This is a genomic window from Butyrivibrio sp. NATIVEDY162, from assembly GCF_045999815.1.
GTDB lineage: Bacteria > Bacillota > Clostridia > Lachnospirales > Lachnospiraceae > Butyrivibrio.
This window is the reverse complement of sequence record NZ_CP172573.1, coordinates 3,270,124-3,286,472: the sequence shown is the minus strand read 5'-3', so window position 1 is coordinate 3,286,472 and position 16,349 is coordinate 3,270,124. Positions and strand designations below refer to the sequence as shown.

General features: G+C 42.1%; 10 protein-coding genes. 3 read left to right on the top strand and 7 right to left on the bottom strand.

Annotated elements, in window-relative coordinates; all coding sequences use genetic code 11:
• The first annotated feature begins 19 nt into the window (after positions 1–19).
• Positions 20–1,204, top strand: coding sequence for a substrate-binding domain-containing protein (locus tag ACHCNF_RS14310; RefSeq protein ID WP_408070423.1), 1,185 nt, complete (start codon positions 20–22; stop codon positions 1,202–1,204).
• On the opposite strand, the gene ACHCNF_RS14305 is transcribed toward ACHCNF_RS14310, so the two are convergent.
• The 4 genes from ACHCNF_RS14305 to ACHCNF_RS14290 all read right to left on the bottom strand — a co-directional run bounded on the left by ACHCNF_RS14305 (position 1,178) and on the right by ACHCNF_RS14290 (position 6,655).
• Positions 1,178–2,815, bottom strand: coding sequence for an ABC transporter substrate binding protein (locus tag ACHCNF_RS14305; RefSeq protein ID WP_408070422.1), 1,638 nt, complete (start codon positions 2,813–2,815; stop codon positions 1,178–1,180). The two genes, ACHCNF_RS14310 and ACHCNF_RS14305, sit on opposite strands and share 27 nt — an antisense overlap.
• 71 nt (positions 2,816–2,886) lie before the next feature.
• Positions 2,887–3,402 (bottom strand): DUF4364 family protein, encoded by a 516-nt coding sequence (locus tag ACHCNF_RS14300; RefSeq protein ID WP_408070421.1) that lies wholly within the window; start codon positions 3,400–3,402, stop codon positions 2,887–2,889.
• Between the two features lie 74 nt (positions 3,403–3,476).
• Positions 3,477–5,198: a DUF5722 domain-containing protein gene (locus tag ACHCNF_RS14295; protein ID WP_408070420.1), complete on the bottom strand. Its 1,722-nt coding sequence runs from the start codon at positions 5,196–5,198 to the stop codon at positions 3,477–3,479.
• Positions 5,199–5,293: 95 nt separating this feature from the next.
• Positions 5,294–6,655 carry a replication-associated recombination protein A gene (locus ACHCNF_RS14290; RefSeq protein ID WP_408070419.1) on the bottom strand — a complete coding sequence of 454 codons (1,362 nt, stop codon included), beginning with the start codon at positions 6,653–6,655 and terminating at the stop codon, positions 5,294–5,296.
• 177 nt (positions 6,656–6,832) lie between these two features.
• Between ACHCNF_RS14290 and ACHCNF_RS14285 the strand changes: the two genes are divergently transcribed.
• Positions 6,833–7,702, top strand: coding sequence for an ROK family protein (locus ACHCNF_RS14285; RefSeq protein ID WP_408070418.1), 870 nt, complete (start codon positions 6,833–6,835; stop codon positions 7,700–7,702).
• Positions 7,703–7,758: 56 nt separating this feature from the next.
• On the opposite strand, the gene ACHCNF_RS14280 is transcribed toward ACHCNF_RS14285, so the two are convergent.
• The 3 genes from ACHCNF_RS14280 to ACHCNF_RS14270 all read right to left on the bottom strand — a co-directional run bounded on the left by ACHCNF_RS14280 (position 7,759) and on the right by ACHCNF_RS14270 (position 14,447).
• Complete coding sequence (locus tag ACHCNF_RS14280; RefSeq protein ID WP_408070417.1) at positions 7,759–8,688, bottom strand: glycoside hydrolase family 43 protein; 930 nt, start codon at positions 8,686–8,688, stop codon at positions 7,759–7,761.
• A gap of 151 nt (positions 8,689–8,839) precedes the next feature.
• A complete protein-coding gene (locus tag ACHCNF_RS14275) occupies positions 8,840–12,211 on the bottom strand; it encodes a hypothetical protein (protein ID WP_408070416.1) in 3,372 nt (1,123 codons plus the stop codon).
• 112 nt (positions 12,212–12,323) lie between these two features.
• Complete coding sequence (locus tag ACHCNF_RS14270; protein WP_408070415.1) at positions 12,324–14,447, bottom strand: efflux RND transporter permease subunit; 2,124 nt, start codon at positions 14,445–14,447, stop codon at positions 12,324–12,326.
• 438 nt (positions 14,448–14,885) lie between these two features.
• On the opposite strand from ACHCNF_RS14270, the gene ACHCNF_RS14265 reads away from it, so the two are divergent.
• Positions 14,886–15,488, top strand: a complete 603-nt coding sequence (locus ACHCNF_RS14265; RefSeq protein ID WP_408070414.1) for a TetR/AcrR family transcriptional regulator — start codon at positions 14,886–14,888, stop codon at positions 15,486–15,488.
• Positions 15,489–16,349: the final 861 nt, after the last annotated feature.

Below are 16,349 nucleotides of genomic sequence, written 5' to 3'. Positions count from 1 at the left end.
AGGACACTGGCAAAGAGACATGTTAAAACAGGTAAGAATCTGCCTTATAACAATTATCATATTATCTCTTCTTCTCTCCGGCTGTGAGCCCAGTCCACAGGCGAAGAAAAATGATGCGCCCAAAGCAGAAGAAATTACGGTTACAGACAATCATTCAGATGATGGCAGGACCGTAATTGGAATTTCCATGCCCGACGAGCTTTTAGAGCGCTGGAACAGAGACGGTGCCTTTCTTAAAGAACAGTTTGAGAAAAACGACTGCGAAGTTATCCTTAGCTTTGCCAACAATCTGATAGACACACAGATCAATGACATCAGAAAAATGATAACTAACGGAGCAGATATTCTGGTAATAGCTGCTGTTGACGGTGCTGCTCTCTCCAAGGTTTTATCCGAAGCCAGATCCTCCAATGTCAGGATTATAGCCTACGACAGACTTATTATGGAAACAGATGCCGTGGATTATTATGTTTCCTTTGACAACTACGAGGTTGGTGTTCTTCAGGCCAATTACATAATCGGCGCTCTTCTCATGGTTAATTCCGACAGAACTTTCAATATTGAGTTTATTTCCGGGGATCCTGTAGACAATAATGCCAGATATTTTTACAAAGGCGCAATGGATACTCTTGATCCTTTCCTTGAAATGAATAAGATCAAGATTTTATCCTCACAGTCGGGGTTCTATGAGACCTCTACTGCTCAATGGTCTACTGATATCGCCCAGCAGCGACTTCAGATCATATTAAATTCTTACTATCCTGAGGGAACAAGATTAGATGCGGTGCTGTGTGCCAATGATTCAACTGCACTTGGTGCTTCAAGAGCAATTGAGGCAGATTATAAAGGTACGAACCACGTTGTCCTCACAGGACAGGACGCCGATATCGCAAACATATATAACATAATAAATGGAACGCAGGATATGACAGTTTTCAAAGCTCTCGACCAGGAGGCAGTATTAACTGTCGCCCTTTGTCTCTCCATACTATCCGGTAACACACCTGACGAAAAACTAATAGCAGATTCCGATTTTAACTTTAAATGCACCTTCAACACAAAGGATTATGACAATGGTGAAAAAATAGTTCCATCCTATCTCTTAAAACCAAAGTCTATAAATTACCAGAATCTTGAAAAGGAGCTGTTTGTCACAGGTTATTATCGCAGAAACAGCTCAGGCCTTATCTATGCTACTAAATAAGGTATATCCGTTCCTTCCATTTTCTTTTGTTGCATAAAGTGCACTGTCAGCACACTCCATGAGGTTGCTTGGAATATCAAAATCCGCAGGATAAGTCGCGCATCCTATGCTGACGGTTATTGTAATATCTCCAACTGATGTCTTAAACGGCGACTTGGTGCTGCTTATAATCGCCTCACAGATTTGCCTTCCCGCATCAGGCTCAGTGGAAGTGAAGAATCCACAAAATTCATCTCCTCCAAGCCTTGCAAAGGTCACTTCTTTTCCTGACAGTTGTTTTAGTCTCTCTCCCACTCCGACAATAATCTCATCTCCGACTCCATGCCCATAAGTGTCATTGATATTTTTAAAATGATCGACATCAAGCATAATAAGGCCATAGGGTGAAAGTGATGAAATGGCCTGATTGATGTCCTCCATAAGCTTTTTTCTGTTTGGCATCTGAGTAAGGAAATCAGTTCTTATTATCTTCTTTCTCCTTGAATTTGTAGCATTCAAAATAAAAATTATCACAGCCATAAGGAGCAGAATTATGAGACTGAGATTGCTGATAAGCTTGTTTTCACGGTAAAACTTGGCAAGATTCTCATGTTCATTTAAGACAACCGAACCCTTGGGAAGCTGTGAATAGACTATTCCATACTTATCCATGGCCTCCTGATCAAAATAAGGTGTTGAAACACTCGAAGACATAAGTGGTATGTCATCTGCGGACTCTCCCATAAGTATCCTTCCCGACAACTCACCGGCAATCCTTCCTGCTTCATAATATGAATAGGAAATACCACCGAAGACTCCGTGTCCCACATCTGTAGAAGTCAGTCTGAAAATCGGTATATCTTTGGCATATGTGGATAAAAAATCTGATGCATGCTTTAGAGAGTATGCCTTTTTCTCACCGTCCACCGAAAAATCCAAAAATAGAATGATGTCATCTTTTCCAAGGCTCTCCAGAACCTCCTGCAATCCGTCTGCAGTATAATATGACGTATTTATGACAGTGCTTCGTATATCCGGATGATTGTCCTTAAACTTCATAAACTCGACAAAATCACCCTGACCTGCTACTGAAGAATCCACAATAATATTCAGGTGCTTCCTTCCCGGAAACAGCTGCTTCATAAGAGCATAGTTACTCTCAAAGTCAGGAGATTCAGCTATACCTGTCGAGTTTTTCATAGCTGAAGCCGTAACAGCTTCAGTCATATTATTAACTCCCATAAACACCAACGGAACATCCGGAAAGAGCTCTGCCCTGTTGTTTATCGCGTATCTAAGCGCCGTGTCATCAGCAACAACAATAAGGTCATAGCTTCTCACTGAAAAAATCTTGTATCTTACAAATTTATCAAAATTCTGTAAGTCAAGACCGCCATAATATTTATCCGAGTCCATGAATTCGTAGCTGATATCTACATTGACACCGCCAAGTCCCTCCTCAAACCCTGCGAGCTGATCTGGAACCGCGGCGTTGGAAAATCCGTAAGAAGAAATAAAAAGAATGCGAAATTGCCGCTCTAAAGCAACCTCTGCACCCACTTTAAGGGCAGAGGCAAAAAACAGACATACCGCAAAATATGCAATTATGATGCAATTCCGCAAAGTTTTCATAATACAATTTTATAACATTTATTTCGCAGTAATAATAATCTTTATATAAAGTAAAATAAAAATATGATTAATCACATAAGCTCTGTCATGATATATCTGTATATCTCGGAGTTTTTCTCCTTCCAGCTGTCGCACATTGAAATTGCTGCTTCCTCTGTCCACGCAGGAATTGAGATATCTATCAGAGAGCTTCCTGCCTCAGTAGCCGAGAGATACACCGTGTACTCATTCTCCCCGGTCTTTTTATAAAAGGCCCCGATTGCTGTCTCATCTCTCATCTTGAGTCCGTTCTCTTTGAAAAACTCATCAATCTCCTCCTTGATGGAAGGGTTGATACGGTTTCCGAAAAAGTCGAGAGTCTCAGAACCGGCATCAGTCATCTCAAGGTATGTTCTGTTGCCCTCACTTTTTTCAGTTATAAGCTCTGAATCTGCAAGCTCGCTGAAAACTTCCTGTAGAGTAAGAAAATTTGTATATTCTTTTTCCAAAATAAAATCGTAAATCTGTGCCTTACTAAGACGCCCTTCTGACCTTCTAAGCATGTAAAGCACTATCATCTTGTATAAAGTCAGATATTGTGAACTCATAGAACCTCTTTCTCAAAAATAATTAATATAAGCAGCATAGACTCACCACCCAGTACTATGCTCAATTCATGATCTTAAAAATTCACCCCTACAATAGCTCTTGCAAAAGAAATATACTCCTCCCGCTTGTCGGTGTCCATATATTTAAACACCTCATATGAATATTTATGACCGCCGCCTGAAGTGCAAAGTCCCATTGCCAGCCCGTCGTGAGCGATTTCCTCCGGTGCATCCGTCTGTCTGGAGAACATTATTGCATGTAAATCGCTGTTTGCCGCAACCTTGCTATACGCATATGCAATTGCTGCCGCCTGAAGAGTATCTCCCTTTGTAGAAGTATACCCTACCTCACTTAATATGATGGATCTGACGCTTCCATTGTAAAGCATCGCCTCACTGTTCATATAATTTGTGAGAACATTTATATTTTTCATGGTAATAAAGGATGTGTCCGCAGAATCAGTCACAAGCTTGTGACCGTTCCAGAAATCCACATCATAAAGCGGCACAGTATAGGGATGCTGCGCAAGTCCCCAACCAATATCACCGTAGCTCCTGAGAGAAGCAGCAAAGGTGTCGAGCATATCCCTTCCATCGTAGTCCGGATTGCTCTTCATATTTCTGTCCCACTGCTGGTCCAGAGATATGTAGACATGTGCTCCGGCATTGGTACTTTTGATCGCATTATAGAACACTCTGAATGCTCTGGCGTAAGCAGCGGTATAAGTGGCAAGATCAGTCTGTGCCATATAATTCCATTCTTTTCTGGCATTGACCTCGTTGCCGATGATCCACATTGCGACACTGCCATGCCCTGAGCCTGAATATCTGCCGGCAAGGAATGAACCTATAGCCGCTATGGCATTAACTCCGCTCTCATCCGAGGCATTGAACATATAATATGGTGCAGTTGAACCTCCTCTGGCATTGGGATGTGTTACCTCAGGAAAAGTTGAAGGTGACACATCATTGAGGATTATCGCAGCTATATCAACACCCTTTGAATTCAGGTTGGTGAAAAGATAATCATATTCCTGAAGTATTCTTCCATTAAAATAATAGGTCACACCATTGTAGGTATAAGCTACAGAGCCCTCAGCACCGGATGCAAGAAGCCTGTTCAGCGGAATATTATAAGTCGCATAGTTTACCCCAAGATCTCCCACTTCATTAAGCCTTGAAGGGTCAACCAAAAGCCCCTTCTTGGAGCTCTGCTGCATTCCACTGTAGTTATAGGACGCAACAGCCTCAGGATTGGTGATATAGCTTGCGTGTGAAACCGTTTTGTATTCATCATTCTTTTTAACCGCTACTATGAATTTCCTATAGAGCCTTGATCCTGCTTCACCCTTGTGCAGCCCGGCACTAAGATCTATTTCTGTATCTTTATAGGTCTTTGCTATAGGCTCAGCCTCAGTATTAAAATCATCCTCATAGGTAGCTGCATCAAAAAGATAATAATATTTATCGTCTGAAGTCGGAAGAGCTTCAGCCTTGGCTTTAACCTCCACCGATCCATTTTCACCAATAACGCAGCTGTCGATGCTCACATACTCTGCAAGCTGATCGTCCGGAATGTCCACAGTAGGCGGTCTCTCATCAAGAGCTCTCTTAACCCTGTCTCCTGAATCGGTTATGGCCTTTAGTGCATCTTCATCAAGGTAGCTCTTCTCTTTGTCCTTAGGTGTTTTATCTTCATTTGAAGCAATCTGTTCCTCTTCTGCCGGAGCCCCTGTCTGCTTTTTCTGAAATACACCTGACACACAGGCTATGGCGACGGCAAAAGCAATCAGCACAACTATACTGCAGATAATGCTGATTCTCTTAATTGTTTTTGGTGATATATGTTTTATAGATTCAAAAAATTCTCTGATTATTTCCGGTAAAGACTTTATTGTTCTTCCTCCTGCTTGTTATTACCTGAACTGTTACGGGCCTGCTCCTTAAGAAACCTCATGTGTTCCTTGATCTTAACTTCATAGCCGTTTCCTGAAGGGCTATAAAATTCCTTCCCGTTAAGTTCATAAGGCAGATACTGTTGCTCCACATAATTATTTGGATAATCATGGGCATATTTGTAGCCGATTCCATGCCCCAGTTTGGCTGCAGACTTATAATGTGCATCCTGCAGATGAGTCGGAATCGGTAGATTTCCTGTATTTTTTACTGTTTCCATAGCGTTAAAGATTGCCTCCACCGCTGCGTTACTTTTTGGTGCGGTTGCAATATAGCTTGCCGCCTGAGAGAGATTGATCTGGCATTCAGGCATTCCTATCCTCTCTGTAGCAAGGAAAGCAGCTACAGCCACCTGAAGTGCCTGCGGATCAGCATTTCCCACATCCTCAGAAGCACAGATGACCATTCTCCTGGCGATGAACTTGGGATCCTCTCCCGCATTAAGCATCCTTGCAAGGTAGTAAACTGCGGCATCAGGGTCAGAGCCTCTCATACTTTTTATAAATGCAGAAATCGTGTCATAGTGGTTGTCACCATCCTTATCATATCTGGCAACACGTTTCTGTATACATTCCTCTGCAACTTCTCTGGTGATATGAATCTTGCCGTCTTCACTTCTGTCAGTAGTCATGACTCCAAGTTCGATGGCATTGAGGGCATGTCTTGCATCACCCCCTGCAATATCAGCCAGAAACTCCTCGGCATCGGGCTCCAAAACCGCATCATAGGAGCCCATTCCGTTTACGGTGTCTGTAATAGCCCTTCTCATCAGGACCTTCACATCATCAATTGAAAGCGGCTTCAACTCAAAGATAACAGATCTTGAAATAAGAGCCCCGTTCACCTCAAAATAAGGGTTCTCAGTAGTGGCACCGATAAGAATAACCGTGCCATCCTCAACAAACGGAAGCAGATAATCCTGCTGCCCCTTGTTAAACCTGTGTATCTCATCAATGAAAAGGATGGTCTTTCTGCCATATCCACCAAGATTCTGCTTCGCCTTGGATACCACTTCCTCCATATCCTTTTTACCTGCAACCGTAGCATTAAGCTGCGTAAAATCAGCCTTAGTGGTATTGGCGATGACCTTAGCCAGAGTTGTCTTACCTGTTCCCGGCGGTCCATATAATATTATCGAGCTGATCTTATCAGCCTTTATGGCACGATAAAGGAGCTTGTCCTTCCCAATAATGTGCTGCTGTCCCACAACCTCATCAAGAGTTTTGGGACGCATCCTTGCGGCAAGGGGCGACTCACTTTTCATGCTTTTTTCACGCGCATACTCAAATAAATCCATAGTGCATATATAATACAATATTTGAATGAATTATTCCAATTACCTCATCACTTTTTAATTGATTTTTAAGGTTTTATTTTACATTAAAATAACCGGTTACTTTTTTTACTTGATTTTTTTCTTTTTTGCTTTACAGTAGAATAAGAGCAAAAAATTATTTTCTATTTGGAGGACAATATGTTATATGGAGCACTAGAAGCAGGCGGAACAAAAATGGTCTGCGCAATCGGTAATGAAAATGGTGAGATTCTGGAGCAGGTAAAGTTCCCTACGGAAACTCCTGAAACCACAATGCCACAGATTTTCGAATATTTTAAGGGAAAAGATATTAAAGCACTTGGTATTGCATGCTTTGGGCCCATAGATTTGAGAAAAGACTCACCCACCTATGGAAGTATTACTTCTACTCCCAAAAAGGGTTGGTCAGGCTACAACATCGTAAATGCAGCCAAAGAAGCACTTGGCATTCCGATAGGTTTTGATACTGACGTTAACGGCTCACTCCTTGGTGAGATTACCTGGGGATGTGCAAAGGGACTTTCAGATGCACTTTACCTTACTATCGGTACAGGTGTAGGCGGCGGAGTAATGTCAAACGGCAAGCTTCTTCACGGTATGCTTCACCCTGAAGTTGGCCACATTCGCCTTCCTCTTGTAAAGGGAGATCCCGGCAAGAGCGTTTGCCCTTATCATGACAACTGCCTTGAAGGTCTTGCAGCAGGTCCTTCTCTTAAAGCTCGCTGGGGCGTAAGCGCTGATCAGCTTGTAGACAAGAAGGAAGTATGGGAGATTGAGGCTGAGTATATCGCCACAGCACTTATGAGCTATGCTCTGGTCCTTAGTCCCAAGAAGATCATCCTTGGCGGCGGTGTTATGCATCAGGAACAGCTCTTCCCCATGATCAGAGCTAAGTTCAAGGAACTCTTAAACGGATATATTGTTACAGAAGAGATGGATCATCTCGATGAGTACATCGTTCCTGCAAGCCTCAATGATGATCAGGGTATCATGGGTTCAATCAAGCTTGCTATGGATGCATGCGAATAAATATAATTAATAAGCCTATTTCAGAACTTCTCTGAAATAGGCTTATATTGTTTATATCATTGCACCCTATTCACACCTTCACACTTATCAATGGTATCTATAGAGCCATCCTCGTTGTACTTAAATTCTGCCACGCATACACTTCTGTGGAAAAGACTTCCTCCCGGCAGATCTCCCGTGTGATAGAAGAGATATGAATGTCCCTTGAAATCAGCAATTCCCGGATGATTAGTAAATACTCCGCCGTCCTCAGTCATAAGAACTCCGCCATATTTCCAGGGGCCTGTCGGTGAAGCAGATGTGGAATATGCCAGATGCTCATTCTGTTTGCCAACACCAAATGCCGCATAAACCATGTAGTAGAGGTCATTCTTTTTATAGAACCAGGGGCCCTCGCCATAGGAGGTGCCTGTGTCATGGCTTCCTTTTGCAAAGGCTTCCTCTGTCATGGGTATTTTCACAACTCCAACTTCCTTATTGTAGGAGATCATGTCCTCATTAAGGAGCACATATCTAAGCTCCGGATTGCCAAAATACAGATATGCCTGCCCATCATCATCAATGAAAACTGTAGGATCTATGTCATTCCAATCCCCTTCATCGACAAGGGGATATCCAAGGTCTGTAAAGGGGCCTGCCGGATTGTCTGAAATTCCTACAGCTATTGCCATTCCGCCATCTGTCTTGTGAACAGGGCAATACAGATAAAACTTACCGTTTCTCTCTACTGCCTGAGGAGCCCAGGCTCTGTCATCTGCCCAGTCGATATCATCAAGTGAGAAAATTGCTCCATGATCCTCCCAGTTCACCATGTCCTTTGTTGAAAAGCATCTCCAGTCCTTCATTGTATAAAAATCATTTACAAGCTCATCTTCATCATGAGTGGTGTAAAGATACAGGGTATCCCCGTAAACCATAGGTGCCGGGTCTGCTGTATAAATTGATTTTATTATCGGATTTTCATGAAATGTCGTTAAATCTTCCATGGTAAAAAACTCCTTTCCTGGCTTTAGTGTCTCGTTTGGTTATCTATCAGCCACCCCAAATTATACAAATAAAAAGAGCAGTATACTCTTCACATACGAATGTATACTGCTCAAATAATGCTAATTTGTTGTTTTAGTTGTTTTGTATTGATCAATCAGCTTTTACAGGAGCTGTGCGAATGATGAACTGTACTGAGCTGGGTTCATCTTCGTTTGCACCTGAGAATGATGTGTAGCTCTGTGATGCTTCATCAACAGCCTTAAGTCTGTCAGTTACTGAGAGAAGATCGTCATCAACAATTCCTGTGATTTTCTGTATTCCGTCCTCATCGAACTCTACCATGCCATCTGCAAGCTTTCTTGCTCCGTCATTAAGTTCTACAGCACCGTCCTTGAGTTTGCCTGCACCATCCTTGAGTTTGCCTGCACCGTCATCGAGTTTACCTGCACCATCATCAAGTTTGCCTGCGCCTTCATCCAGCTTGGTTGTTCCGTCATAGAGCTTGCCAACACCATCATCAAGTTTGCCTGCGCCATCCTTGAGCTTACCTGTTCCTTCAGCAAGCTTTGCTGCACCTTCCACAAGCTTATTTCCGCCGTTCTTAAGCGCACCACTGTTAGATTCGAGCTTATCTGCGCCCTTGTACAGTTTTCCTGAACCATCCTTTAAAGTAACTATTCCGTCTTTAAGTGTTGTGCTGCCACTATCAAGCTTCTTCATGCCATCATAAAGTGAGTTAGCACCGGTAGCAAGCTTGGATGCGCCTGCCTGAATGTCCTTTAAGCCTCCGTTTCCTGTTCCGTTGTAAAGAGTATCAAGTGTACCTGCTGATGTGGCAAGTGTTCTGTATGTCATATAGATAGTTGTAGCATACTGTGTTGCGTTCTTAGTCTGAACAAGTGTATTAGCAACCATTGTTACAGCCTTTGTGTAGTGTTCTACAGCTGAAGCCTTTTCCTGCTGAGCTTCATTTCCTTTTGCCTGAGCATTAGCTCCATCTGCCTGGGCTGCTGCTCCTTTAGCCTGGGCCTGGGCTGCAAGCTGCAATGCCTCTGCTTTCTTGGAAGCGGCGGTTTCCATATCATTAGCCTCCATTGCTGCCTGGGCTGCTGCTCCTGCTTCCTTAGCCTTTCCTGCAAGCTGCTGAGCCTCTGCAACTTCGCCTTCTGCCTTTGCTTTTAATCCCAAGGCTTCTTCGTAAGCAGCCTGAGCCTTTCCTGCCTCTTTGTCACCGGCATTCATCTCATCCTTAATCTGGTCGCACAGTGACTTAAGACTTTCAGCAAATTTATTCTGATCTGCCTGGCTGTCTATGGATGCCTTGGCTGCGTTGTACATCTGTGTCCACTGGGCATGAGATATACCTGTATTTTTCTCTATGTAAGCCCAGTCTCCGTCTTTTGCATAATCTTCAAAGTTTCCATCTACAGAAGCCTCTGTATCTGCACCAAGTGTAACAGCTTCCTCACTATCAGGAGTCTGTTCTGCTTCGGGTGTCTGCTGCTCATCATCTGTAGTGGTCTGTTCAGTTTGAGAATCCTGATTTTCTGAGGGAGTTACCTCATCATCATTCTGCGGAGCTTCTTCGCTTTCAGAAGCGCCATCCTCTGCAGGTGCCTCTTCACTCTGCTGCGGCTGCTCATTATTCTGGTTCTCTGAAGGAGTGCTGTCCTGTTCTGAGGAATCATCAGCTGTTGGACTACTTTCCTCCTGAGGTGTGTTCTCATCAGCTGAAGTGTCATCTCCGGAAGGAGTCTGCTCCTCTGCTGCATTGTCATTAGCATTGTTTTCTTTAGAATCCTTATCAGATTCATCAGCTGACGTATTGTTTTCAACGATCATAGGAGTATCAACTGATACAACCTCAAGGCCGCTTACGGTATCCATTGTATAAAGGCCTGCCAGTTTTTCTGATGCCTTGTTCAATAATGCATTTAAAGTTGCAGTATCGGCAGCTGATGCAGAGCTGTTTAAAGCTGCGCCCTTTACATTGCTCTGTCCGGCACTAGCAGCAGCATAATTGATAACTGCTGCGAACTCTTTATAGAAAGTATCTGATGCAGATTTTACTGCGTCCATCTGCTGCTTAACTGTATTGGTTGCAGTGTTGATTCCGGTACTGAGCTGTGCTGCACCTTCAGATACGCTCTTTGCTCCGTCTTTTGCAGAACTGATTCCTCCTGCAAGAGTAGTTGCTCCACTCTTAAGCTTACCGACACCATCATCAAGTGTCTTTGCACCCTTTGCAATCTGACCCACACCGTCTGTATAAGTTCCTATTCCTGTGCTGAGTGTTGTGGCACCATCTTTGAGCTGACCTGCTCCGTTATCAAGTTCGCCTGTACCATCCTTAAGCTGTCCTGAGCCGTCCTTTAACTGAGAAGCACCATCCTTAAGTTCACCTGTGCCATTCTTTAGCTCTTTTGTTCCATTCTTAAGCTCTTTAGTTCCATCCTTAAGCTCTGTAGTTCCGTCGTAGAGCTCTTTTGTCCCGTCCTCAAACTGCTGGGTTCCATCAGCAAGCTCATCTGAGCCATCACGCAGCTGTGTTGAAGCATCTCCAAGCTTGTCCATATCATCGTTTACATCATCAAGCTTATCTGAATCATAAATCTTGTTTAGGCCAAGATCTGAAACTGTGTTGGCACTTGCCATGGAAATTGTCATTGGAAGCTCGAAATCCTGCACATCTGCTGTGATTTCCACATAATCAGGAATCTCTATATCTTCTCTATCGATATTGTTCTCTGCCAGCTTTTCATCAAGCTTCTCTTCATCAATATCAAGTGACTCCTTAAGGCCGGGAAGTGCAACACCGACTACAACATAGTTATTGGCATCTGATATTACCTTACCGTTTGAAACATGTACATTTGCAAACTTTTCACTATCAAGCATTGTTCCGGAGATCATTGTGAAAGGCACTTCAACGTCTTCCTTTTCACCATCCACATCGACTTCTTTTTTCAGAGTGTTCGTATAGTCGAATCTGATCTTCACATTGCCGCTCTTACCTGCAATATCCTCTGCCTTCATCTGCTTGCCATCAAGCTCATAGGTAACCTTTACACCAACCGGAACCTCTTCCGTAGGAGTTCCCTGATAATAAATATCCGAACCCTCAGCATCCCACGTTACTGTTCCGTCGCCATTGTCCTTATAGGATTCCTCGCCCTTTACATTGACGATATCTTTTAAGTTTGTCTTATCTGTAAGAGTCTTATCTCCTTTAGCATTTTTAAGCCAGTTACTAACAACGACTTCATCAACAGCGCCATTAGCATCGGTCATAACATAAACTGTCTCTTCTTTTCCGCTGTCTGAGTTTTCCTTATTTCCTGTGAAAGCTGTCTGCGTCATTGTTTCTACAAGTGACTCTGCCTCCGGATTTTCCTCTGTGATGTCCTGAGCCTGTGCTGTTTCCTCATTTTTATTGAAAAGTCCACATCCTGTCATGGTTGAGCATGCAAGTGCAAATGCTGTGAAAACTGATGTAGCTTTGATTAAATTCTTCTTATACATATCTAATCCTCTTTTCTCTGATATTTTCTGATTGGAATTATCAGATATATTTTTGTTCCGACTCTTTATATTGAAAAAAGTTTTTTATAAAAATTGTTGTTCAGCTTTTTCCTCAGATAGCATGCTTAATTGCGCCTACCTTTGTGCTTTTTCTCTCTTTATCCATTCTCAGGCAGTCACCCATTCCCCACGTAGTCCTGATGATCAGTCCATCGAAGATCATATACATGGAAGGAAGTACCAGTATAACAACCACCATACTGATAAGAGCGCCTCTTGCCATAAGGAAGCAAAGCGATCCAATCATATCAACACTGGAAACAAGCCCTACACCGAAGGTTGCTGCAAAGAAGCTTAATGCACTTACAATTACTGATTTCATACTAGTTGAAAGTGCAATTCTGGTTGCCTGCTTTTTGCTCTGACCTTCTTTTCTCTCCTTGCAGTAACGTGTTGTCATAAGAATTGCATAGTCAACAGTCGCACCAAGCTGAATTGTTCCTATAACAACAGAAGATATGAAAGGAATTACAGTTCCGGTAAATCCCGGGATTCCCATATTTATAAAAATCGCAAATTCTATAACAGCTACCAGTATGAAAGGAAGTGATATTGATTTCATTACCATCGCAATGATAAGGAACACGCATCCGATAGATACGACGCTTACTGTCTTAAAGTCCTTATCTGTAATTGTTATAAGATCCTTTGTACAAGGCGCCTCGCCAACGACCATCGCTGTGGGGCTGTACTTTTTCACTATTGAATTGATGGAATCGATCTGTGCATTTACTTCATCTGATGCCGTTTTATATTCACTTGTAAGCATCAGCATCTGGTACTCATCGCTTGAAAGCTCTTCGCGAAGTTTCTCAGGTATCATATCCTTGGGAAGTCTCGGGCCTACCAAAGCTTCAACTCCCAATACACCGTCAACTCCGTCTACCTTCTTTAGTTCGCCTACCATTTCCTGCATTGTAGCCGTATCAAGATTTGCATCTGCAAGTATCATGTAGGTTGTATTTGTCTCAAAATGTTTATCCAGCTCTATCATAGCTTGTCTGCTGGGAAGCTTATCCGGCAATGTCTCAGACAAATCGTAGTAAACTGCTGCATGCTTATATCCCCATATTGCAGGCGGAAGGAGGCAAATAAAAATCGCTCCGAACACTATCGCATGCTTTGAAATCCATCTGGGAGATCTTACAAATTCCTGAACAACAGGTTTATGCTTTGTTTTTTCTATAACATTATCAAAGATAAGGATCATGGAAGGAAGTACTGTTACACAGGCTATAACGCCGAAGATAACACCCTTCGCCATAACTATTCCAAGATCAAGTCCGATTGTGAAGCTCATAAAGCAAAGAGCTACAAATCCTGCAATTGTCGTAATTGATGAACCTATAACAGACTGGAATGTCGCTGTTATTGCATTTGCCATAGCTTCTTTCTTATCAGAAGTACCCTTCTCAATTTCCTCCTGATAGCTGTGCCACAGGAAAATCGAATAATCCAGTGTAACCCCCAGCTGAAGTACAGCACTTAGTGACTTAGTAAGGAAGGATATCTCTCCAAGGAAGATGTTCGTTCCCATGTTAAACATGATTGCTATACCGATACTCGCCAGGAAGAAGAACGGTATAAGGTAGGAGTCCATTGTAAGTGATAAAACTATCACAGCCAGAAGAACCGCCATGCCTACATATATAGGTGTTTCCTTCTCTGTAAGATTCTTGGTATCAAGTACGATCGCTGCCATACCTGACAGGAAGCATTTTTCATCAGCTATCTTCCTGATTTGTGTTATGGCATCCATTGTGCCGTCACCTGAAGTCGTGTCATCAAAAATTATGAACATCATCTGAGCATCCCCTGTTCCAAGAGCTTCAGTAAGCTCATCGGGAAGCATTTCCTTAGGGATTGTGTAATCCATGAAGGTATCGTACCAGAGGACCTTCTTAACATGGTCAACTGTCTCTATCTTAGCCTTCAGATCGGCGATATCCTTATCAGCCATCCCCTCTACTACAAAAAGCGAATACGCTCCGGTTCCAAACTGATCCATCAGGATGTCCTGCCCCTTCATGGTCTCAATTTCACCGGGCAGGTATGAAAGAATATCGTAATTAACTCTCGTCGCTGCCATCCCCGCAACGCACGGTATCATCAGTGCGATGCTGGCAATCAGTATTATGAACCTCGATTTTACTATTGCCTTAGACAAAAATTTCATAACATTATCCTCGCATAAAAAAATATTTAATGACCGCTGGTCATTTTTTACACTTTATGTTATACTCCAAAAATGACCGATGGTCAATATTTCTTTTTGAGAAAAGTTTAAAAATATAAAAACGCAAGACGGATGCTTGCATCCGGGCTTGTGGTTTTATATTTTTAAATTTGGCGAATAGCCAAAGCGAGGAAATGCCCTGGCATTTTCGAGCCTTTTCTCAAAAGTAATAATTTTTTGAAAAGCTAAAAATTTAAAAACGCAAGACGGATGCTTGCATCCGAGCTTGTGGTTTTATATTTTTAAATTTGGCGAATAGCCAAAGCGAGGAAATGCCCTGGCATTTTCGAGCCTTTTCTCAAAAAGATGGGAAAGTTTAAAAATATAATTGCAAGGCGAATGCTTGCATATAAGTAAACATTTTTATAGGATGTAGTTATGGGAAAATGGGATGAAAATAAAAAATTAAAATTTGATTCTTTGCTAAATACCTCCTTTGAGTTATTTACTTCCAAAGGTATCAATCAGACTTCAATCTCCGATATTGTAAAAAAAGCCGGAGTAGCCAAGGGAACCTTTTATCTGTATTTCAAAGACAAATATGATATAAGGAATCGTTTGATTGCCCGAAAGTCTAACCAGCTCTTTGGTATAGCTTATGAAGAGCTTCTTAAAGAAGATCTCCATACTGTAGAGGATAAGATCATCTTTATGATGAAACACATCCTCATCGAGCTATCTAACAATCATATGCTGCTGTCTCTTATCTATAAGGATCTCAGCTGGGCTCTGTTCAAAGAAGCCATGACCTCCAACACCGATGACTCTGAAACCAACTTTATGCAGATCATAACTGAGATGTTTGAATCCTCCGAGGTCAAGTACCGCAATCCGGAGCTCATGATGTTCATAATTGTTGAAATGGTCAGCTCAGCAGGTTACAGCTCTATTATCTATAAACAACCACAGCCTATTGATGAACTCCTTCCTGAACTTGAATATGCAGTAAGAGGAATTATGAAGGAGTATGAATTACACTAAACTCGACAATACCTCGTTAAGTGCCTTTTTAAGGAAACTTCTGCTACACTAAACTCGACAGCACCTCGCTAAGTGCCTTTTTAAGGAAACTTCTGCTACACTAAACTCGACAGTACCTCGCTAAGTGCCTTTTTAAGGAAACTTCTGCTACACTAAACTCGATAGTACCTCGCTAAGTGCTCTACTAAAGAAAACCCTCGTTGGCAAGACGAGGGTTTTTCAGGTAGGAGATTTCTTATGACTATGTATGTCATATTACGTTAGCTTTTGCTAACACAGTTATATTAGCATAGGCTAACAACATGTGCAAGTGTTTTTTATTATTTTTTTATTTTTTATTCATAATAGCAATTTAATGCTGTATATGCCTTATTATTCGCTGCATACTCCATTTATCATCAGGTTCACTTTTGGGGATGGATTTTTAATGATTCATCTCTTTTGGCTACTCTTGGGCAAATGGATGAACAATATTTTCCTTATTTTCATACTTTCTACCATTTTGGTTATAAATGGATGAACACCTTAGGGCCGCGATTCATCCACATTTGCAGTTTTTCCTTAATAAGATGAATCCTAATGTCTTGTGAATGATTAAGCCCCAGCACATTTTCATACCATTCACACTATATTACAAAAAAAGATGAAATCCCTACAGAATCATTTCATCCTTTCTGTAATTATTTATGATATAGTATGAAATCATTGCTCTTTGCATTCATCCTTTTTGATATTTTTTCTCTTCTCGTATGAAATCACCTGGATTGCAGGAGTTGTCTCAGTTGAAATCACCTGGCTTACAGGAGTTGTCTCAGCTGAAATCACCTGGATTGCGGGAATTGTCCCAGCATTCTAATTCAT